The organism is Nonomuraea sp. IBHARD001 (genome assembly GCF_056106265.1).
This window is the reverse complement of sequence record NZ_JBWBBW010000002.1, coordinates 6284527-6304555: the sequence shown is the minus strand read 5'-3', so window position 1 is coordinate 6304555 and position 20029 is coordinate 6284527. Positions and strand designations below refer to the sequence as shown.

At 70.5% G+C, this 20029-nt stretch carries 17 protein-coding genes; 10 read left to right on the top strand and 7 right to left on the bottom strand.

Annotation, left to right across the window (positions count from 1 at the left end):
- Positions 1–271: 271 nt before the first annotated feature.
- On the bottom strand, positions 272–793 hold the full coding sequence (locus tag ACTWNK_RS30655) for an aggregation-promoting factor C-terminal-like domain-containing protein (RefSeq protein WP_474308194.1): 522 nt from the start codon (positions 791–793) through the stop codon (positions 272–274).
- Positions 794–1010: 217 nt separating this feature from the next.
- On the opposite strand from ACTWNK_RS30655, the gene ACTWNK_RS30650 reads away from it, so the two are divergent.
- Positions 1011–1493: a glutathione peroxidase gene (locus ACTWNK_RS30650; protein WP_474308192.1), complete on the top strand. Its 483-nt coding sequence runs from the start codon at positions 1011–1013 to the stop codon at positions 1491–1493.
- 50 nt (positions 1494–1543) lie between these two features.
- Here the strand turns inward: ACTWNK_RS30650 and ACTWNK_RS30645 are convergent, their stop codons facing one another.
- The gene (locus tag ACTWNK_RS30645; protein WP_474308190.1) at positions 1544–2770 is read right to left on the bottom strand and encodes a helix-turn-helix domain-containing protein; all 1227 of its coding nucleotides are present in this window, start codon (positions 2768–2770) and stop codon (positions 1544–1546) included.
- A 333-nt stretch (positions 2771–3103) separates the two neighbouring features.
- Between ACTWNK_RS30645 and ACTWNK_RS30640 the strand changes: the two genes are divergently transcribed.
- On the top strand, positions 3104–5272 hold the full coding sequence (locus tag ACTWNK_RS30640) for a SufS family cysteine desulfurase (RefSeq protein ID WP_474308188.1): 2169 nt from the start codon (positions 3104–3106) through the stop codon (positions 5270–5272).
- A 172-nt stretch (positions 5273–5444) separates the two neighbouring features.
- Complete coding sequence (locus tag ACTWNK_RS30635; protein WP_474308186.1) at positions 5445–5831, top strand: hypothetical protein; 387 nt, start codon at positions 5445–5447, stop codon at positions 5829–5831.
- Positions 5832–5908: 77 nt separating this feature from the next.
- Here ACTWNK_RS30635 and ACTWNK_RS30630 read toward each other — a convergent pair whose 3' ends face one another.
- Positions 5909–6301 (bottom strand): hypothetical protein, encoded by a 393-nt coding sequence (locus ACTWNK_RS30630; protein ID WP_474308184.1) that lies wholly within the window; start codon positions 6299–6301, stop codon positions 5909–5911.
- Positions 6302–6565: 264 nt separating this feature from the next.
- On the opposite strand from ACTWNK_RS30630, the gene ACTWNK_RS30625 reads away from it, so the two are divergent.
- Positions 6566–8500, top strand: coding sequence for a S41 family peptidase (locus ACTWNK_RS30625; RefSeq protein ID WP_474308182.1), 1935 nt, complete (start codon positions 6566–6568; stop codon positions 8498–8500).
- 16 nt (positions 8501–8516) lie between these two features.
- On the opposite strand, the gene ACTWNK_RS30620 is transcribed toward ACTWNK_RS30625, so the two are convergent.
- The 3 genes from ACTWNK_RS30620 to ACTWNK_RS30610 are packed head-to-tail and all read right to left on the bottom strand — an operon-like array spanning position 8517 to position 12845.
- The gene (locus ACTWNK_RS30620; protein WP_474308180.1) at positions 8517–10421 is read right to left on the bottom strand and encodes a hypothetical protein; all 1905 of its coding nucleotides are present in this window, start codon (positions 10419–10421) and stop codon (positions 8517–8519) included.
- The gene (locus tag ACTWNK_RS30615; RefSeq protein ID WP_474308178.1) at positions 10421–11425 is read right to left on the bottom strand and encodes a hypothetical protein; all 1005 of its coding nucleotides are present in this window, start codon (positions 11423–11425) and stop codon (positions 10421–10423) included. Before ACTWNK_RS30615 ends, ACTWNK_RS30620 begins: the two co-directional genes overlap by 1 nt.
- Positions 11426–11441: 16 nt before the next feature.
- Positions 11442–12845: a hypothetical protein gene (locus tag ACTWNK_RS30610; RefSeq protein ID WP_474308176.1), complete on the bottom strand. Its 1404-nt coding sequence runs from the start codon at positions 12843–12845 to the stop codon at positions 11442–11444.
- A gap of 282 nt (positions 12846–13127) precedes the next feature.
- Between ACTWNK_RS30610 and ACTWNK_RS30605 the strand changes: the two genes are divergently transcribed.
- The 6 genes from ACTWNK_RS30605 to ACTWNK_RS30580 all read left to right on the top strand — a co-directional run bounded on the left by ACTWNK_RS30605 (position 13128) and on the right by ACTWNK_RS30580 (position 18818).
- Positions 13128–14474 (top strand): DUF4407 domain-containing protein, encoded by a 1347-nt coding sequence (locus ACTWNK_RS30605; protein ID WP_474311022.1) that lies wholly within the window; start codon positions 13128–13130, stop codon positions 14472–14474.
- Positions 14464–15888 carry a protein kinase domain-containing protein gene (locus tag ACTWNK_RS30600; RefSeq protein ID WP_474308174.1) on the top strand — a complete coding sequence of 475 codons (1425 nt, stop codon included), beginning with the start codon at positions 14464–14466 and terminating at the stop codon, positions 15886–15888. Before ACTWNK_RS30605 ends, ACTWNK_RS30600 begins: the two co-directional genes overlap by 11 nt.
- Positions 15885–16043 carry a hypothetical protein gene (locus ACTWNK_RS30595; protein ID WP_474308172.1) on the top strand — a complete coding sequence of 53 codons (159 nt, stop codon included), beginning with the start codon at positions 15885–15887 and terminating at the stop codon, positions 16041–16043. Before ACTWNK_RS30600 ends, ACTWNK_RS30595 begins: the two co-directional genes overlap by 4 nt.
- Positions 16040–16705, top strand: coding sequence for a hypothetical protein (locus tag ACTWNK_RS30590; RefSeq protein ID WP_474308170.1), 666 nt, complete (start codon positions 16040–16042; stop codon positions 16703–16705). The genes ACTWNK_RS30595 and ACTWNK_RS30590 overlap by 4 nt, the downstream gene beginning before the upstream one ends.
- A gap of 110 nt (positions 16706–16815) precedes the next feature.
- Positions 16816–17217 carry a lipocalin-like domain-containing protein gene (locus tag ACTWNK_RS30585; RefSeq protein ID WP_474308168.1) on the top strand — a complete coding sequence of 134 codons (402 nt, stop codon included), beginning with the start codon at positions 16816–16818 and terminating at the stop codon, positions 17215–17217.
- Positions 17214–18818: an aldehyde dehydrogenase family protein gene (locus ACTWNK_RS30580; protein ID WP_474308165.1), complete on the top strand. Its 1605-nt coding sequence runs from the start codon at positions 17214–17216 to the stop codon at positions 18816–18818. The genes ACTWNK_RS30585 and ACTWNK_RS30580 overlap by 4 nt, the downstream gene beginning before the upstream one ends.
- Here ACTWNK_RS30580 and ACTWNK_RS30575 read toward each other — a convergent pair.
- Entirely contained in the window at positions 18787–19872 is a 1086-nt protein-coding gene (locus ACTWNK_RS30575; RefSeq protein WP_474308163.1) for a LacI family DNA-binding transcriptional regulator, read from the bottom strand. The two genes, ACTWNK_RS30580 and ACTWNK_RS30575, sit on opposite strands and share 32 nt — an antisense overlap.
- Positions 19873–20029 lie beyond the last annotated feature (157 nt).

Below are 20029 nucleotides of genomic sequence, written 5' to 3'. Positions count from 1 at the left end.
CGTTCCGCACCCGTGGCTCGGGCGGGAAGAGCCCGCGTGGCCGATCCGGACCCTGCTGCCGTGAATACGGCTTTCCGGTCGACTCCGCGACGTGTTCCTAAGGCGGCTTTCTAGTACGGCGAGCAGGCCGTGCGCGCGATCCCGACACGCGGGTGACAGGTGTTTGCGAGATCGTGGCCGACCTCGTGCCGGCGCATCGTGAACCCGTGGACCAACGCACGTCGCGGCAGGTCCGGCAAGGGGAAGGCGATGGCCGGGGCTTGACGTCGGCTCAGTACCAGTTGCGGGACTGGAAGTGGCCCCAAGCTCCGCACGGCGAGCCGTACCTCTGCTTGATGTACTTCAGGCCCCACTTGATCTGGGTCGTGGCGTTGGAACGCCAGTTGGGTCCGGCGCTCGCCATCTTGCGGCCGGGCAGGGCCTGGGGGATGCCGTGTGCGCCGGACGAGCCGTTGTGCGCACGGTGGTTCCAGTTGCTCTCCCTGGTCCAGAGCTTGGCCAGGCAGCGGAACTGGGCGTCGTTCCAGCCGCGTTTGGCGACCAGGGGCCGGGCGATGGCCTTGTTGCGGGCCTTGACCGACTTGTAGGTCTTCTTGGCGGTGGTGCTCGCGACGGTCGTCATCGTGGCGGTGCGGGGGGCGGCGAGGTCCAGGGTGCCGGTGGTGGCGCGCAGGACGGGGGCGGGTGTGGTGGCCGGCGCGCTCTGGGCCTGCGCGGCGGTCGCGGTGCCCGCTCCTGCCGCCGCGAGTGCGGCGGTCATGACCAGGGCGCTGGTGCGGCGTAGCGTGGGCATGGGGGATTCCCTTTCGCTCTTTGGGGGAGGGGGGATTCTCGGCCGGGGGATTGCGCCACACTGCCTTAGTTGTGCTTTATGTCGCTAATCGACCATCAATAGGTAGATCTCAAATAAAGATCAACTTTGCAATTATTAGGCGGTTTTGTAGGGGTTTTGCGATTGCAATGTGGGATGTGTCACATTTTCGTGTGATCTGAGGCTGTAAGCTCGGATCATGAGTCTTCGCGACATTCCGCTCCGCACCCTTGCCGACGCACCCACGACCCTCGCCGAGCTGGCGGGCGACAAGGCCGTCCTGCTGGTGAACGTCGCCTCCAAGTGCGGCCTGACCCCGCAGTACACCGGCCTGGTCCACCTCCAGCAGACCTACGGCCCGCGCGGCTTCACCGTGGTCGGTGTGCCGTGCAACCAGTTCATGGGCCAGGAGCCGGGCAGTGCGGAGGAGATCGAGGAGTTCTGCTCGACGACCTACGGCGTGGACTTCCCGCTGCTGGAGAAGAGCGAGGTCAACGGCGAGCACCGCCACCCGCTGTACGCCGCGCTCGTCGACACGCCGGACGCCGATGGCGAGGCCGGGGACGTGCAGTGGAACTTCGAGAAGTTCCTCATCGCGCCCGGCGGCGAGGTGACGCGCTTCCGTCCCAGGACCACCCCGGAGGACCCCGCGGTGACCGGGGCGATCGAGAAGGCGCTCTGAGAGCCGCGTCGCGGTGACCGAGGCGATCGAAAGGGCGCTCTGAGGGCCGCTCAGCCTCTCGGCAGCACGTCGGCTCGGCGGGCGATGGCGCACAGGTCCGTCCTGGTCATCGACGAGCCGATCTTGAGCAGCTGCTGGATGGTCGCCCTGGCCTCGGGGTTCTTGCGGAGCTCCTCGGGACACGCCTGCTCGGCCTTCTGCAGGACGAACACGGCGGCCGTCGGGTCGCGCTCGTGGGTGTAGGCGGCGGCGACCGTGATGAAGTGCCTGGCGTGCCGTTCCTTGGCGAACACGGCGGAGACGTCGATCGTGCACGCCAGTCTGATCGCCCTGCGGTAGCGGCCGAGCCTGGCGGCCGTGGCCACGCCGTGCAGTTGCACGTCGACGGGGCCGAAGCACGACCAGTAGTCGTTGCGGTCCTCGCCGAGCAGGGCGGCGATCTCGCGGGCCCGCTCCAGCAGCCGCTCGGTCGCCAGGTGGTCGCGCTGCGCGGCGGCGGCGTTGGCCGCGCTCAGGTGGCAGGCCCCGGTGACCGACAACGCGCCCGGCGGCCACTCGTGCGCGGGTCCGAGTGTGGCGCGCAGCCCGCTGACCGCGTTCTCGCAGAGCGTGCGGGCGTTGTCGACGTGCCCCAGCCTGATCAGCACCTCGGCCATGGCGCCCTTGGCCGCGGTGAGCAGCAGCGGGTCGTGCGCCTGCCCCGCGACTCCGGCCGAACGGTCGGCCGACAGCAGGGCGAGATCGGCGTGGTGGTCGTGGCGCAGATAGGCGGCCATCAGCCGGTAGGTGTGCGCGAGATTGGCCGAGGCGGCGGTCGCCGGGGCCTCACGATGGCGGGCCCTGGCATCGGCGAGCAGGGCGGGGAGCAGCCCGGCGGTATTGGTATATCGGTCCGGCGAGCTCTGCCAGACGTCCCAGGCCGAGGCCAGGCTGCGCCGTACCCGCTCGTCGGTCAGGCCCGAAGGGTGGTGTGCGGCCGGGCGGTGCTGGTCCTCGACCAGGGCCGCGCCGATCGGCGACGGCGCGCGGGGAGGGCCGGGCGTGGTCAGGGGCAGGCCGCGGGGGCCGTCGACGAGTGGGGTGAGATCGCCCAGGCCCAGCACCTCGGCCATGCGCTGCAGCACCGAAAGACTGTCAAGGCGGCGCTGGCCGTTCTCGATCTGGCGTAGCCATTCTTCGCTGCGTCCGAGCAGGTTCGCCAAGGTGCGGCGTGACAGTCCGCGGGACCGTCTGAGGACTTCGATCTTCTGGCCTTGCCGCGACTCCGATCTGTCCATGCCACATCCCGCGCTTCGGGAAGACCTTATTAGGGGTGTGCCGTGAATGTCTTTCTTGGCATTCTCGGGAGAATATCACCGCTATTCCATGGTTTTCTGGTGGAGAATGCGGGAATATGGCGACTGCCTGCGGTGGCGCGGCATCGGCGACCCTGTGAATCATGCTCGCCGTCGATTGTGAAGAGTCGTGCCCGCCACTATTTTCCTCTGGTTCCGCCGCGTATTGGGTCCATATTTATTTGGTTCGCGATGCCAAACGGGAGTTGTGTGAAAAAGAGGGATCGGGCGGAAGAGTGGACGACGGAGCGTCCCTCATTTCCCCAGGAGGCACCGATGCCGCACATCGCCCAGGCGCTGGACGTCGAAAAGATTCGCGCCGATTTCCCGCTTCTGATGGAGTCCAGTCCGGGGAGAGATGTCGTCTATCTCGACTCGGCCTCGACCGCGCACAAGCCGTACCAGGTCATCGAGGCCATGCGCGCCTTCTATGCCGGGTACAACGCGAACGTGCATCGCGGGGTGTACGAGCTGGCCAGGCTGGCCACCGACGCCTACGAGGACGCCCGGACCAGGATCGCCGCCTTCATCGGCGCCGGACGCGACGAGATCGTCTTCACCAAGAACGCGACCGAGGCGCTGAACCTCGCCGCCTCGGTCCTGGCCTGGGCCGACCCGCCGTACCGGGTGGGGCGCGGGGACGAGATCCTGCTCACCGAGATGGAGCACCACTCCAATCTGATCCCGTGGCGGCTGCTGGCCGAACGCACCGGGGCCTCGGTCGGGTACCTCGGCATCACCGACGACGGCAGGCTCGACCTGTCGCGGCTGCACGAGCAGATCACCTCGCGTACCAAGGTCGTCGCCGTCGTGCACGCCTCCAACATTCTCGGCACCGTCAATCCGATCGCGCCCATCGCCGCACGCGCCGCCGAGGTCGGCGCGCTGCTCGTCGTCGACGCCGCCCAGTCCGTGCCGCACCTCGGCGTCGACGTCGCCACGCTCGGCGCCGACCTCGTCGCCTTCTCCGGGCACAAGATGTGCGGTCCCACCGGCGTCGGCGTGCTGTGGGGGCGGCCGGACCTGCTGCGGGCGCTGCCGCCGTACCAGGGCGGTGGCGAGATGATCGAGACGATCAGCCGCACCGACATGCGCTTCGCGCCGCCGCCGCACCGCTTCGAGGCGGGCACGCCGCCCATCGCCGAGGTCATCGGGCTCGGCGCGGCCGTCGACTACCTCACCGGGATCGGGATGGACGCCGTCGCCGCGCACGACAGGCTGCTCACCGAGTACGCCGTGCGGGAGCTGGCCCAGGTGCCCGGCCTGCAGTTCATCGGGCCGAGCGTCGAACACGACCGGGCGCCCGTCGTGTCGTTCGTACTGAACGGGGTGCCCGTCGAACGGCTGCGCGTGGCATTGGACGAGGCGGGCATCGCAGTGCGTTCCGGGCACCACTGTGCGCAGCTCGCCTGCTCGCGCTTCGGGGTGCCCGCGGCCGTCCGGGCGTCGATGTATCTGTACAACGGGCCCGGGGACGTGGACGCGCTGACGCGAGAGCTTCGGGCGCTGGCGCCCGGGCGGCGGGGCGTTCAGGGGCCGGGCAACGACGTCGTGCAAGCCCGGCCGGACATCCCGGTCGTGTCGCCCTCGCCTGTGAAGGAGCTCGCCATGAACGACACCACGACACCCGTGTGGAGCACCGCCTTCGCCACCGCGGGCGCCGCGCAGGTCCAGCCGTACCAGGACATCCTGGTGCCGGCCATCTTCCATCCGTGGGCCTGCCTGCTCACCGGGGTGCTCGCGCCCGAGCCCGGTGGGGCGGCGCTCGACGTCGGCACCGGGCCGGGTACCGTCGCGCGGGTGCTGGCCACCGCGCTCGGCCCCTCGGGCAGTGTCGTCGGCACCGACATCAGCCCCGCCATGCTCGCACTCGCCGAGGCCGGGCCGCCGGTGGCCGGGGCGCCCGTCCAGTACGTCGAGTGCGGGGCGGCTCCGCTGCACGTCTCCGACGCCTGCTTCGACACCGTCACGATGCAGCAGGTCCTGCAGTTCGTGCCCGATCCCGCCGCCGCACTGGCCGAGGTACGGCGGGCGCTGCGTCCCGGCGGCAGGCTCGGCGTCGTCACCTGGCTCGGCCTGGAGCACAACCCGTTCTTCCGCGCCCTGCACACGGCCGTCGGCCGCATGCTCGGGCCGGACCTCGCGGCGCGGTTCGCCGAGCCCTGGGGGATGGGGGCGGAGGAGATCGGCCGGTTGGTGAAGGCGGCCGGGTTCGACGACGTCCACATCCGGCACGTCGTCCTGCCGATCACCATCCCCGGCGGCACCGACGACGCGTGCTGCGTCTACGACTTCTCGGCGGTACGCGGGGAGATCGCCGGACTGGACGCGATGGGACGGCAGGCGCTGTACGCCGTCGCCGGGGCGTACCTGTCACCGGACCGGGGCGCGGGGGAGGCGGTGCACTCCGTCACGGCGGCCAGCCTGATCACCGCTCGGGGGTGATGAGGCACGGCACGCCCTGGGCTGCTCCCCGCGCTTCGGGGGGCAGCTCAGTTCCGATACAGCATGAATGCACGGTCGCGTACGGCATATCACGAACAGGTCTGACGGCCGGCCCGCCGATCCTCCCTCACCTAGCGTTGCTGGTCGGCTACCGGAGGAGGGAGGGGGCAGCGTGGCGCTGAGATGGTGGGAGCGCGAGGGGGAGAGCGTGGGCAAGGGGCGCTACCCGGTCGTCCAGGTGGAGGCGAGCTGGGACCTGCGTTCGATGATCGAGGTCCTGGCTCCCGGCGTCGAGCACGGCTACCGGCCGGAGGCGGACGGCACCCGGGTCGCGCGGATGGCCCATGCGGACGGATCGTGGGCCAGGGCGACGGCGATGGGGGAGGAACTGCCCGTCGTGCATCAAGGTGGGGCACGGCGACTGTGGGACATCCTCGACGACGCCCGGCACCGGTGGGTGCTGGAGGGCGATCTGCCGTTGCGGGGGGCGTCGGCGTACGTGGACTTCCAGGGGCGTGTGTGCTTGCGGCGGGGGAGCTGGGAGGCCTGGATCGCCTGACGCGGGTCACGCCTCGGCGCTGCGGCGTGGATCGCGGGACCACGTATCCGGGGCCGGTCGTGTGGAACACCAGTCGGTCAGGAGTGCACGGCGCGGATCTCGGTGACCATGAACTTCTCCACTATGTGCTGATTCTGCAGCAGAAAGCCCACCACCCCGGCCACGGCCTCCGTCCCCGAGGCGGCGCGTACGTGCCCGCTCAGCAGGTACACCAACGGCGTGGACGGCTGGTCGAGGGTGAAGCGGCGGCCGTGGCGGTGGACGTCCTGCAGGACCCTGATCGGTATGGGCCACGTGGTGGTGAACCACGCGGCCACCTCCCACAGGGGCAGGGTGAGGTCGGCGTCGGACTCGGTGGTGGCGCGGTAGCAGTCGACGCAGCCTCGGCCCGCGTGCTGGTCGTGCGGGCAGGTCCAACGCAGGATGTCGGCGGGGCTCTGCTGGCGGCTCAGGATCGCGGCCTCGGTCACACGGCGGCGCGGGCGGCGCGGCGGGACCGGCGGAAAGCCGGTGGACCCGCTGGAGGGAAGGTCAGGGGGAAGGGGGTCACGAGCGATGAGATGGTCCCTTCGCGTGCACGTCACCACACGCACAGGCAAGCACGGCGGCCCCTACGAGCCTAGCCCCGCGCCGGCACCCCCGCAGACCACCTCGCCAGATTCCAGCGCCCGCGCCCCCGCGTCTGGGTAGCCCCTACTCATGCGCGCGAGCCGGTACGGGCCCATCGTGAACCCATGACCGACACACCGACGCCGATCGCGCCGAAAGACATCACGCTCGTGGAGTTCATGAGCAAGGCCGGAGCCGATCTCAGTCTTGCCGAGCGGCGGCTGATCGTGAGTCAGGCGCTGCTCATGCTGGAGCAGAACTACGTGCATCTGCCGTTGAAGGTGGCCATGCACGGCATCAACCCGGTGCAGCGCCTGCGCGTGATGCAGGCCAGGCTGAGCAGGCAGGCCGAGGCGGCCGATCCGGAGCGTGACTTCCACGCCGAGCTGCTGGAGATCTTCCACTCGCTGCGCGACCTGCACACGAACTACCTGCTGCCGAGCCCGTACAAGGGCATGACGGCCTATCTGCCCTTCCTCGTTGAGGAGGCGAAGGACAGGACGCGTGACGGCGAGCTCGTCGTGCGGTACCTGCTCACGGCGGTGCCCGACTGGTACCGCCCGCCCAGGGGCGCGACGGGGTTCGAGCCCGGCGTGGAGATCACGCACTGGAACGACGTGCCGATCGAGCGTGCGATCAGGCAGAACGCCGCCAGGTACGCCGGCAGCAATGCGGCGGCCCGCTTCGCCCGTGGGCTGGACTCGCTGACCGTACGCCCGCTGATCGCGCACCTGCCGCCGGACGAGGAGCGGGTGACGCTCAGGTACCTCACGCGGGACGGCAATGTCGACACGGTCACCGAGCAGTGGCGGGTCGCGCCGGTCTCGCGGGTGCCCGACGCCGACGAGGTGAACGAGGGCGCCGACGGACTCGCCCTCGACGTGCACGCGGAGCTGATCGGCCGGGCGAAGAGCGAGCTGTTCACGGCCGACGAGCCGTCGAGGGCGGACACGGCGGTGACGATCGAGGTACGGCCGGCGTTCAGGAAGGTGTTCAGGGCGCGGATCGTCCGCACGGACTCGGGACGGTTCGGGCACATCCGGATCTGGACCTTCAATGTCGGCGACGCCGTGGGCTTCGTCGAGGAGTTCGTCAGGCTGCTCGGCGAGATGCCGCCCAACGGGCTGATCATCGACGTGCGGGGAAACGGCGGCGGGAAGGTGTTCGCCGCCGAGGTCATCCTGCAGACGCTGACCCCGCGCCGCGTCGAGCCCGAGCCCGCCCAGTTCGTCAACACGCCGCTGAACCTGCGCCTGTGCGCCAAGCACGGCGGCAAGGGCGAGGGCCTGGTGCCGCTGGGCGAGTGGTACCCGTCGATGGAGCAGGCGGTGGAGACCGGCAGTGTGTTCTCCGCGGCCTTCCCGTTGATTTCCGCCGATGTGGCCAACGGGATCGGCCAGATCTACCACGGACCGGTCGTCCTGGTCACCGACGCGCGCTGCTACTCGGCGACCGACATGTTCGCCGCCGGGTTCCAGGACCACGGCATCGGCCAGATCCTCGGCACCGACCCGGTCACGGGCGCGGGCGGCGCGAACGTCTGGACGCATCAGCTCCTCACCTCGCTGCTCGACTTCGACGACGACACCCAGTCCTCGCCGTACCGCCCCCTGCCCGCCGGGGCCGGGATGCGCGTGGCGATCCGCAGGTCGTTGCGGGTGGGCGCGCAGGCGGGCACCCCCGTGGAGGACCTGGGCGTACGCGCCGACCGGGTGCACGACCTGACGTCCGCCGACGTGCTCGACGGCAACAGGGACCTGCTGCGGGAGGCGGGAAGCATGCTCGCCCGCATGCCCGTGCGGCGGCTGGCCCTGCGCTCGTCGGCACGCGAGGAGGACGGCACGCTGGTGGTCGTCCTGGTCGCGGCCGGGTTCGACGAGCTCGACGTCTACGTGGACGGCAGGCCGTTCGGGTCGCAGCCGGTGCCCGAGGTCGACGGCGAGGTCGACCTGACGGTACGCCTCACGGGCGGCGAGCGCTTCAGGTTCGAGGGCTACGAGATCACCCCGGAGGGCGACCGCCGCCTGGCCGCCAACCTGCAGTTGGTCGCCGAGGAGTAGGCGGCGGGCCGCCGGATCAGGTCAGCAGCAGGATGACCACGGCGGCGAGCAGCATCAGGATGATCACGCCGAGGATGGGGAACATGGCGCCGTACTTGTTCAGCATCGACTCGGGCGCGGTCCTGACCGGGGCGGCGGGGATCGGGCGTACGAGTGCCAGGCCCTTGCCGATGTCCATCCTGACGGGCTCCCCCTCGCCCAGCCGCTGCCGGGCGAGGAGGGCGTGGACCATCGCGGTGAACAGCTTGTCCTGGCTGCCGGGTATCCCCGCGGCGACGGCGGCCAGGGCGAGCGCATCGGGGATGCGGTCGTGGCCGTCCATGTACTCCACGAGCTCGGTCAGGCCGGTGAGCGTGGGGGGAGTGCCGCAGACCAGCTTGATCACCTTCTGGTAGTGCTCGATGCGCGTGCTGCCGTTGGGAACGCGGTCGATCGCCTTGACCAGATAGCCGTACTCCCTGAGCTTCTTGGCGATGTCGGCCTCGGCGCGTCTGGCGATCTCGGTCAGGACCACGCGCAGGACCGTGGGGGAGTTGGACTCGAGCACGGTGTGCAGCAGGTCCTCCGAGCGTTTCTCCGTCAGGATCGCCTTCAGCTGTTTGTGGTCCTGCTCGTCGGCGATGAGCAGGCGGGCGTCGTGGGCCAGGTGAGGGGAGAACAGCGGTGTGCCCAGGGCGTCGAGGCAGAGGCGCTGCAGAGTCCTCCCGTCCCTCATGTCCTTGAGCAGGTCGTCGATGTCGGCCGCGCGCACATGGCTCGGCAGCACCATGTGCACCAGGTGCCCGGCGAGATCCTGTGCCTCGCTCCAGCCGCGTGCCCCCTCGATGAGCGGCGGCCCCTCGTGTGTCCGCACGACCTCACGGCAGTGGTGGCGGTCCAGCTCCGACATCGGCCTGCGGCGCAGCAGTTGACCGAGGTCGGAGACGGCGTTCGCCAGGCTCGACCGGTCGCTCGCGGCCAGACTGTCGAGCGCCGCGCCCAGCAGGGCCGCCGGATCACGCGTCGGGGGAGCGGGTTCGGGCGGCAGGAGCCAGGTGTCGTGGTCGTCGGGCGGCGACTTCGGCCTGGCCGAGAGCATCGAGAGCGCGGTCGCCCGGTCGGCGTCGCTGTCGAACTTCAGGGGGTGCCTGTTCGCGCCCAGGGAGATGATCAGGTTCACCAGGCCGGGGCCGCGGAAGGCGCCGAGCTCTCGCGCGTACTTCCTGACCTCGGCGGTGATGCTCCCCAGCGGGGCGGCCAGCTCCGCGATGTCACCGGCGCCCAGGCGGAGTGTGATCGCCCCGGCGGGCGCGTTGGCGGCGAAGGAGAGGCGGACGTTGTGCTTGGTGTTGCTCTTCGTCAGCGTGGAGAGCGTCAGGCCGGAGCGAAGGCCGAAGGGAAGCAGGGCGGCCACCGTGTCGAGGAACGCGATGCGCTCGGTCTCGCTCAGATGCCCGCCCTGCACCACGCAGACGTGCTGACCGGTCAGCAGGAGCGCGGCGGCGGCCCTGGTCGCGTCGTCGACCCGCCGGGCCACGGCGTCGTGGTCGTAGTCCTTGATCATCAGGGGAACGGGCCTGCGGCCGGGCTGCGGCAGGCTGTGTCCCCGCAACGACTCGTGCAGCGCGGCGTAGGAGATCGGGCGGGCGAGGGCCCGCTCCCACGGGACGCAGAGGATCTGCGACTGGTTGACGATACGGGCCTCGTGCGCCGAGTCGACCGCCTCCTGGATGATCATGCACAGCCATCGGCTGTCGTCCTCGGCCGAGGTGTGGCAGCAGAAGCCGACCCGGGGCTGTTCGCCCGTGCTCGCCGTACCCGATCTGAGGGTGCTGCTGATGTTCTCGAAGTCGGTGCGGCTGAGCGGGCCCGCGCTGAAGTCGGTGATCTCGTACGGCCCTTTGGACGCGCTTTCGATCGCCCACTGGGCTTCGGTGTGCATCAGTCGTCGCTCTTGGCCGTCGTCCGGATCGACCGGCTCAGCCAGACGACCGGCTCCATGATGTTGATGGGAAGTACCCGGCCCCGGATCCTGCTCAGCGTCTTGCCGTCCTTGATCGCGGTGTCGGTGTTCTGGGGGTCGTCGGGGTCGAAGCCGTGGTCCTGGTCGACGAAGACGCCGATGGCCGAGGTGATGAAGAATCGGATCCGCTCCGGGTGGAACGACGCCTCCAGCACGCTCAGGATGAGCTCGGCGTTCTGGTTCTGGCCCTTGCTGAGGATCAGTTCGAAGAACTGGCGGGCGTTCGCCTCGGGCACGCGGGGCATCTGGTAGAGGAGATCGTCGGGATCCACCTCGGTCAGGCCGTGCTCCATGGCCTCCTTCAGCACCGCCGGTTCGTCGTACTTGGTGAGGCAGACGGCGATGTGGTGGGGCAGTCTGCCGTCGACGAGCTGGTCGTCCTGGAGCATCTGGCCGGAGATCTCGTGGATCGCCGCGTCCAGGTGCTCGAACGCGTCGCCGGTGTGGGCCTCGCGGTCGGGGTCGAGCAGGTAGATCAGGCCACGGCTCTTGATGAGGCTCTCCATCAGAGCCTCCTTGTCGATCGCGTAGCCCTCTCCGGTGAAGCGCTCGCCCGGCGCGTCGAGGAAGATCAGCTTGGTCTTGGGCGTGCTCCTGGCACTGCGGCGCCAGAACGCCCATCGCCCGCTTCGCCTGGCGGGTGTGTCGCCGACGATCCACCAGTTGTAGTACTCCAGGTCGGAGGTCTTCTCGGGGAAGACCTTCTTGTCGAGCAGGGTCTTGCGCAGCCTGATCAGCTCGGAGACGGACACCTTGTCCGCTCCGATGATCCGCCAGCCCTTGTTCCGGCCCTGGGCGCGGTCCAGTGCGATGCTCAGCGCGGCGAGGAAGGCGGTCTTGCCGCTGCGTGGCGCACCCCACATGGCGATGTCGGGGGTGTTGTCCTGCGGCGCCCCGGCGGAGGGGGGCGGCTTGGGTGCCATGGAGTTCCTTGCGAGGTCAGTCGATCAGCGGCAATGACAGGCGGGTCGTCTGCTCCGGCAGCGCCTTCAGCCGGATGAGGAAGTCCTCCTTGTCGACGGCGCTCACCGGACGCAGGACCAGGGAGCCGAGCTGCCGCCAGGCGGCGGGCGCGCGCTGGGGGTCGGTGTCGCAGATCGCGCCGAGCCGCAGGTCGTGGGAGGCGCGCAGGGAGGCGACGAGCCGTTGCCAGTCGTGGCGGCCGGGACAGGGGAGCGCCTGCCCGGGGTCGACGCGAGGGGGGTGCGGCGGCCGGGCGCCCGCGCTGACCAGGGCGACGAGCGTCATGTCGTCGTGCGGCTTCAGGCGCTCGGACACCGTGTGCAGCATGTCCTCGACCTGGGCCCCGTCGTGACAGGTCGGGGGGACGGGCTGGAGCAGTTCGAGGACGCCGAGCGCGTCCTGCGCCGATCCCGCCCAGAGCGGGACGTCGGGCGTGCTGCTGTCGGCATACCTCGTGCCGAACACGTGGGTGCCGTAGGCGATCACCGACACCTCCAGCCGCTCGGACGCCGGATGGAACCTGGCCAGTTCCTCGACCAGTCCCGTCATCTGATGGCGTCTGGCGTCGACCTCCTCGGCCGAGCCCGCCACCTCGATCGCGCACACGAGGTGGACGGGAGGCGGCCTGGGCGGCAGCCGCGCCGGGAGTGCGGCCACGATGTCCGACCACGGCCGGGTATGGCGGCGCAGGCCGTGTATCCCGGGGAAGGTGACCAGGCCCGGCTGTTCGAGCACGGCCTTGATCAGGTGGCGGCCGGGACTGAGCGGCGCGTGGTCGAGCGAGACGATGTCGGTGGGCTGGACGGGGTCGGCCCAGGCCGAGACGGCCAGGACGATCCCGCCCTGGTCGACGCATCGCACCGACTCCTGGGCGTACTCGCCCGGCAGGGAGCCGGGCCCGAACAGGCGGCGTCCGACCAGTTCGAGCCTGCCGTCGGGCTCCTCGGTCGCGACGATCAGGTCGTAGGCCTGGCGCAGCGGCGTCTCGGCGATCAGCTCTCGCAGCAGGCTCTCGACGGCGACGCCCGGAGCCCGCAGGACGCGTGCGGCCGGGGTGTGCCCGAGTACGGCCTGGACGCTCTGCTCCTGGTCACGGCCTTCGGCGGCCTTGATCACCAGGGCGCCGCTCCGGACGTCCTCGTCGGGCAGTACGGCGATGGCGCGCTCCACCGCGTCGAAGGCGGACTCACCCGACCTGGCGAGCTCGCTCCACGACAGCACGGACCTGCGGGACAGGCGTGGGGTGCCGATCTCGTCGACGTACAGGACGAAGATCTTTGCGCCGGGCTCGGCGACACCGGCCACGAGGAGGGGGTGTTCGGTGGTGGCGATGACGGCGGCCAGTTCGGTGCGGAGCAGGTCCTCGGAGAGATGACTCAAGAATCCACCAGCCCGTCCAGTAATGATCAGCTCCGGAATCAGGGATAACTGCTGACACAAATACAGGCGTGTCGCGACATGCTGTCCGCTTTGTTGGTTTTTATGCCGGCAGGTTGGGGTTCGAACGGCGTCATCTGGTTGGGCAGACTACTGGAGTACACGAAGTGCGACAATCCCTGCATTTGGCGGAAACCCCTGTTTCTTACGGGCTCACCATGGTCTAGGGGGATATGCATGGGTTAGCGTGGCGGCCAACTCGTTCGACGGCACGCGGGAGTGGGCATGCCCGGGAGATGGTTGATCATTTTGTCCGGCGCGCGGCAGGACGTGCTGGATCAGAGTCGGGGTGACCGAGCGCGCTTTCAGGGACTCGGTGGAGCAATTCTCACCACATCGGGCATTGCGGTCTTTTCTCTGATATTTGCCTTGATTTCTGCGCTTAAGGTGTCTCCGGTGTTGGCCGTGCCGCTCGGGATCGCCTGGGGGCTGGCGGTGCTGAGCCTGGACCGGTGGCTGGTCACCACCCTGCCGTCGGACGGCGGGCGCAGGTTCGCACTCGCACTCCCGCGTGTGCTGCTCGCCCTGATGCTCGGTGCGGTGATCTCCACCCCGCTCGTCCTGCAGATCTTCAAGCCGGAGATCGACGCCAAGCTGGTCGAGATGCAGCGCCAGCGTGGCGACGCCTTCCTGCTCGCCCAGCAGGGCGGCGGGCTCGGACGGCGCATCACGGAGCTGGAGAGGTCGTCGGCCGATCTGCAGAAGGTGGTCAGCTCGGGCGGCGAGGTCGCACTCGACCCGGCGAGCGACCCCCGGATGCGGGAGCTGGCCGCGGCCCGGAAAAAGGCGGACGACGAGCAGCAGAAATACTATGCGGAATGGCAATGCCAGCTCTACGGCGGCGGCGACTGCCTGAAGAAAGGCGACGGCCCGCTCGCCCAGCAGGCGAAGTCCAGCCATGACAAGGCATTGGCACGCGTCCAGGCCGTCGACCGGGAAATCGACGCGCGAAGAGCCGAACTCGCCTCGACCGACGAGGCCGGAAAATCCGCCCGGCTCGCCCAGGCGAACATGGACCTCGCGAATGTCCAGCGAGAGCTGACCACGCTGTACGCCCAGCGCGACGATCTGCGGGTGAAGTTCGGCGCCGAGAACACGGCGTCGGACGGCCTGCTGCTCAGGCTCCAGGCGCTCGGCGAGGTTTCCAAGGACAATGCGAGCCTCAATGCGGCCAGAATTCTGCTGTTCCTGTTCTTCCTGCTGATCGAGTGCCTCCCGGTGACGGTGAAACTGATGCAGCGCCCCGGCAGCTACGAAAGAATTCTCGACGCGACCGTCCGCAAGGAGATCGCCGACGCCCTGGACGACATCCGCAGGGGCGAACGCTCCCGACCGGCGCCCGCACCCCTGCGGACCAGGTCGTGGGCGACGCAGCAACCGCACACGACACCCGAGTTCGTCATGCCGGACGCGGGGGCGAGCACGCACGGCGGCGGCACGGACGCCCCCACGGTCGTCGGCGGGGAGACGGGGAGCTGGGAGGACCGCAATCTCAGGGAACTGCGCGACAATCGCGCGGCGCGGATGGCCCATGCCCAGAACGACTACTCCGCCTCCGGCGATGATTGGTGACGTCGTCGCCGGCCGCTATGTGGTCGAGTCCTACCTGGGCGGCGGTGGAATGGGACAGGTATGGCTGGCCCGCGACAGCACGCTCCATCGCCGTGTGGCCCTGAAACTCACCCAGCTCGCCTGGGTCTCACCGGGCAGCCGGGCCGAATTCGTCGCCAGGGCGCACCGCGAGGCCGAGGCGCTGGCCAGGCTCGACCATCCGGGAATCGTCAGGATTCACGACGTGCTCGAAATGACCGAGGGCCCCTGCATCGTCATGGCCTACGTCCGGGGAAAGACGCTCGGCGAATCGATCAGAACGGGCCGGATGAGCGACGCGGCGGTGGCCTCGGTGGGCATCTCGGTCGCGGACGCGCTGACGGCCGCGCACCGGCAGGGCGTGCTGCACCGCGACATCAAGCCGGACAACATCATCCTCACCTCGGCCGGCGGCGTCGTCCTGGTGGATTTCGGCATCGCCGCGATCGACGGCCGCAGCGGCCTGACCACCGTGGGCGCGATCATCGGCACGCTCGACTTCATGCCGCCCGAGCGGCTGCGGGGCGAACCCGCGAACAAGGCCTCCGACCTGTGGTCGGTCGGCGCGACGCTGTACACGGCGCTCGACGGCAACCCGCCCTTCGCCCGGCACAGCCAGGACGAGACCAGGAGGGCCATCAGCGACCAGCCGCCCAACCGCTCCGCCCGCCCCTCGTTCCTGACCGAGATCGTGGACCGGCTGCTGGACAAGAACCCGGCCTCACGCATGCGCGGCCCCGAACTCCTGGCCGCCCTCAGACGCAGCCGCCCCCCGGCCACCCGGCCGCAGCACCGGCCCACGCCTCACCGCCCGCCGCCGGCCCCGGACCGGCCGGTGAGCCCCGGCTCGGTACGGCACGCGCTCGATGCCCTGGCGGGCGCGGACGCCGGGCGTGCGGCGGCGGCCCTGCTGGCCCTGCCCGCACAGGAGGCGGCCACCCTGCTCGCCGGGTCGAGATCGCCGCTGGCCGGGCCCGCCGTCGAGGAGCTCTGCACACGCCCGGTGGAGGCGGCCAGGATCCTGAAGGTGATCCTCCCGCACCGCGCCGGGCGGCTGCTGGAGCAGGTTCGCCTGCCGGGCAGGGCGGCCGATGCCGTCCTGCACATGGAGGAGCAGCAGGCGGGCCGCATCCTCGACCACATGAGCGGCAGGCACGCCTCCAGGGTGATCAAGGAGATGCTCGCCACACGCCCGGACTCCAGTGCGATCCTCGTCCGCATGACACCGGGCAAGGCCGGTGACGCGCTTCGCCACCTGGCCGCCGAGGAGGTCGCGGCCCTGCTCACCTGCTGCCCCGCGGGCTGGCGCGAGCAGGTCCTGCCGTACCTGACCGACGCCATGCGCGCCCGCGTCGCCCTGCGCCTCGCGGGCGAGGGACGGACGCCGGCGCCGTGAGAGCGATCCGCGCCGACTGGGCCCTGTGGGGCCGCCGCCACGACGGCGACGGCAACGAGATACTCGGCCACGGCGGCCACCGGTTCGACCCGGGCATGCTGGCCGCGATCCTGAGCGGTTCTCGCCGGGCACGCCCGAGGCGCTTCCCCAGGTGAGTTTCAGCTGGACGGGTGAGGACGCCGCCGGTGTGTGCCTGGGCATGGCCGTGCACGAGACCGACGGAGCCGGTCGCAGGCTCCTCAGGACACGCTACTTCGCGATCTCGTTCGCCGAGCTCGCCGAGGGGGCGGTGTCGTACGAGGCGATCTTCGACGCGTTCGGCGGGGTGTCCGCCGCCGACGGGTCGGGCGCGATCGTCGTCCAGGTGCCCGAGCCGAACCCCGGGCAGCTCGCCGCGCAGGTCGGCGGCACCGCGAGACGGGCCGCCGCGCTCCTGCTCAACGACGAGTGCGTGTGTGTCGTGGGCGCGGCCGAGGAGTCGCTGCGGGCCCGGCTGCGCTTCCTCGACGCGGTGGCGGCGCTGCTGCCCTACGGGTCGCGGGCACGCCTGGCCATGTCGACCTGGAGCAGCAGCCGCGTACGGCATCGCATGCGCCTGACCTTCGCCGACCAGGCCCCGGCGGGCGCGCGCCGACTGGTGTGGGGCGACCAGGCGGCCGAGCTGCCGGAGCCCGAGCAGAGCCTCGTCCGCGTGCTGGGCCGGATCGAGAACCTCACGCACCTGATCAAGGAGCAGGCGGCCAGAACGGCGCCCAAGGAGTTCGGCCGGGCTGAGCACGCGGCCGACCGGCCGGGCGCGGGACGTCGCGCGCCGTGACCTGAGCGACGTGGTGGCCTTCTCCACGGTCGTCGTCACGATCTGCGTGGTGGTCGGGCTGCTGCTGGCGGGGTTGACCCTCTGACTTTTCTTATCGTAGTTTCGCCTCCATGGATCTGATCGGTGCTTGGCGTCTCGTCTCGTGGGAGATCGGCTATCCGGACGGCGGGGTGACCCATCCGTACGGGCGTGACGCCGCCGGGCTGCTGTGTTACACGGCCGACGGGCACATGAGTGCGACGATCGGGCGGAGCGGCAGGCCGAGACTGTCCTCGGCCAATCCGCGTAAGGCGGGGCAGGAGGAGTTGGCGGCGGCGTTCGGGTCGTTCTTCGCCTACTCGGGGCGCTACACGGTCGTGGGCGGGCAGGTCAGGCACGAGGTCGAGCTCGCGCTGAACCCGGACTTCACCGGCTCGCTCCAGGTCAGGGACGCGGCGCTCGGCGGCGACACGCTGGTGCTGTCGGCCACCGAGTCCGGCCGTGCCCACACGCTCACCTGGAGGCGCGCATGACAGCCGACGACCGCCTGGCCAGGGCCGTCGAGGCCCGCCGTACGCGGGAGAGCTGGAGTGCCTTCGCCGACCGGCACCCGGGCGGCGAAGCGGCACGCGAGCAAGGCCGCCGCGCCCACCAGGCCAGGCTCGGCACACCGTTCGACCTGCCGGGACACCCGGGCGCGCCGCGAACGGCCGAAGGCGAGGTCTCGCCGTACACGGGGGAGCCGCTCGCCGTCGCCTACCCGCACGCGAGCGCCGGGCAGCTCTACGCGCAGGCGGCCGGGGCCTGGCCGCGATGGCGGGCCGAGGACCCGCAGGAGCGGGTACGGCTGTGCCTGGAGATCTGCGACCGGATCTACGAACGCGCCTACGAGTTCGTGCCCGCGACCATGCACACGGCAGGCCAGAGCGAGGCGATGAGCTTCGCCGGAAGCGGCACCAACGCCCTCGACCGGGGCCTTGAGGCCGTGGCCGCCGCCTGGGAGGCCATGCGGCGGGTGCCGCCGCGGGCGCGGTGGAGCAGGACGTTCGGCGAGCGGGAGGTGGCGCTGGCCAAGCGCTACCGGATCGTGCCGCGCGGCGTGGCCGTGGTGATCACCTGTGCGAGCTTCCCCGCGTGGAACGCCTACCCGGCGATCCTGGCCAATCTCGCCACCGGCAACCCGGTCGTCGTCAAGCCGCATCCCACCGCCGTGCTGCCGATGGCCCTCGCGGTGGCGATCTGCCGCGAGGTGCTGGCCTCGGCGGGCCACGACCCCGGCCTGGTCACGCTGGCCGCCGACAGCGCAGAGCAGCCGATCGCCAAGGAGCTCATCGCCCATCCGGACTGCCGTATCGTCGACTTCACCGGCAGTGCGGCCTTCGGCTCGTGGGTGGAGGCCAACGCCTTTCCCGCCGTGGCCTACACCGAGACGTCCGGCCTGAACGCGGTCGTCGTCGACGACTTCGACGATCAGGTGCTGCGGGCGCTGGCCGGGTCGATCTGCCTGTTCTCCTCGCAGATGTGTACGAGTCCCCAGAACCTGTTCGTGCCCAGGAGGCTGCTGGGCGACTTCGCCGACGGACTGGCCGATGCAGTGCGTCAGATCTCGACCGTGCCGCGCAGGGCCGCGTCCGTGCTGGCCGCCGTGCAGTCGCAGGCCACGCTCGGCCTCGTCGACCGGATGCGTGGCGCGGGAGGCACGGTCGTGCTGGACGCGGAGCCGTACGCGCATCCGCTCTTCCCGGACGCGCGCACCAGCGGGCCGCTGCTGGTCGCGACCGGGGACCGGGCGCTGTACGGGCAGGAGCGGTTCGGGCCGATCGCGTTCGTGGTGCCGGTCGAGGACCGGGAGGAGGGGCTGCGGATCGCGGCGTCCGACGCCGCCGAGCACGGGGCGATCACCGCGTTCTGCTACTCGGGCGACGAGGACTTCGTGACCAGGGCCGAGGACGCCTTCGCCTACGCGGGGGCCGCGCTGACCTCCAACCTCACCGGGCCGATGCCGCTGAACTTCTCGGCCGCCTACAGCGACTACCACGTCAGCGGGCTGAACCCGGCGGGCAACGCCTCGCTGACCGACGACGCGTTCGTGGCGGGCAGGTTCAGGGTGACGCAGTCGCGCCGCCCCGCCTGAGCGGGCCGCAGCTGGCGCGCACGATCAGCTCGGTCGGCAGCAGCACACTGCGCGGCCTGCGCGTGCCCGCCCGCAGGACGAGCTCGGCCGCGCGGTAGCCGATGTCCTGACCGGGCGAGGCGATCACGGTGAGCGGCGGCGAGCACAGCTCGGCCCACGGCACGTCGTCGAACATCACCAGCGACACCTCACCCGGCACCCGCACGCCGAGCTCGCGCGCGGCCAGCACGACGGCCTCGCCGAGCACATTGCCCCCGGCCAGCACCGCGCTCACATCGGTGCGACTCTGCAGCAGCCCGGACGCAGCCGCGTAGGCGGAGTCGCGACTGCCCCTGGCCATGACCACCAGCTCGTCGTCGAGCGCCGCGCCCATCGCCTCGCGGAAGGCGGCCGGCCTGCGCTCCTGCCCGGGCCCGCCGAGGAAGGCGACCCGCCGATGCCCCAGCCCCTTGAGGTACTCCACCGCCGTGCGCACCCCGGCCCTGTCGTCGGCCAGTACGGCGGGCACGTCGAGCAGGGCGGAGGACGGCTCCCGCCGCCGCACCCCGTCGAGCGACTCCAGCTCGCCCAGGCCCTGCGCCTCGTCCTCCTCCCGACCTTCGGCCGAGGGCAGCCGGTCGGCGAAGACGACGGTCATCCCGGCCCGCACGGCCGGTCGCCAGGTGGCGGCGTCGCCGGTCGGCACCGCGATGACGCGTTCGACGCTCTGCTCGATGAGCATGCCGATCAGCTCCGACTCCTGCTCGGGGTCGTCGCCGGTCGAGCCCACGACGACCGGCTCGCCCGCGGCCCGCGCGCAGGCCAGCACGCCTTCGGCCAGACGCCCGTAGAAGGTGTCGGTCAGGTCGGGCACGAGCAGGCCCATGCCGCCGGTGCGCTGCTGGCGCAGGTTGCGGCCGAGCGCGCTCGGGCGGTAGTCGAGCTGGGCGGCGACCGCCAGCACCCGCTCGCGCGTCTCGTCGCTGGCCGACCCGCCCGAGAACACGCGCGAGACGGTCGCCACGCCGACGCCCGCCGCCTCGGCGACGTCTTTGATCGTTGCCCGCCTGACCATCACAACCTCACAGGAAACTAGGATGGAAACGATTCCATCATTCTTTCCATCCGAGGGCGAGCGCAAAGTGATAACAACGGCTGGTCATGCGTGAACCCTTGACATGGATGTCCGTTTCGGGTGAGATGCAATGAAAACGTATCCACGCTGAGTGGTG

Coding starts and splice junctions, on each gene's coding strand:
- ACTWNK_RS30580 (WP_474308165.1), top strand. CDS start 17,214: ATGACAGCCGACGACCGCCTGGCCAGGGCCGTCGAGGCCCGCCGTACG.
- ACTWNK_RS30575 (WP_474308163.1), bottom strand. CDS start 19,872: ATGGTCAGGCGGGCAACGATCAAAGACGTCGCCGAGGCGGCGGGCGTC.
- ACTWNK_RS30605 (WP_474311022.1), top strand. CDS start 13,128: ATGCCCGGGAGATGGTTGATCATTTTGTCCGGCGCGCGGCAGGACGTG.
- ACTWNK_RS30640 (WP_474308188.1), top strand. CDS start 3,104: ATGCCGCACATCGCCCAGGCGCTGGACGTCGAAAAGATTCGCGCCGAT.
- ACTWNK_RS30645 (WP_474308190.1), bottom strand. CDS start 2,770: ATGGACAGATCGGAGTCGCGGCAAGGCCAGAAGATCGAAGTCCTCAGA.
- ACTWNK_RS30600 (WP_474308174.1), top strand. CDS start 14,464: ATGATTGGTGACGTCGTCGCCGGCCGCTATGTGGTCGAGTCCTACCTG.
- ACTWNK_RS30615 (WP_474308178.1), bottom strand. CDS start 11,425: ATGGCACCCAAGCCGCCCCCCTCCGCCGGGGCGCCGCAGGACAACACC.
- ACTWNK_RS30625 (WP_474308182.1), top strand. CDS start 6,566: ATGACCGACACACCGACGCCGATCGCGCCGAAAGACATCACGCTCGTG.
- ACTWNK_RS30585 (WP_474308168.1), top strand. CDS start 16,816: ATGGATCTGATCGGTGCTTGGCGTCTCGTCTCGTGGGAGATCGGCTAT.
- ACTWNK_RS30620 (WP_474308180.1), bottom strand. CDS start 10,421: ATGCACACCGAAGCCCAGTGGGCGATCGAAAGCGCGTCCAAAGGGCCG.
- ACTWNK_RS30650 (WP_474308192.1), top strand. CDS start 1,011: ATGAGTCTTCGCGACATTCCGCTCCGCACCCTTGCCGACGCACCCACG.
- ACTWNK_RS30655 (WP_474308194.1), bottom strand. CDS start 793: ATGCCCACGCTACGCCGCACCAGCGCCCTGGTCATGACCGCCGCACTC.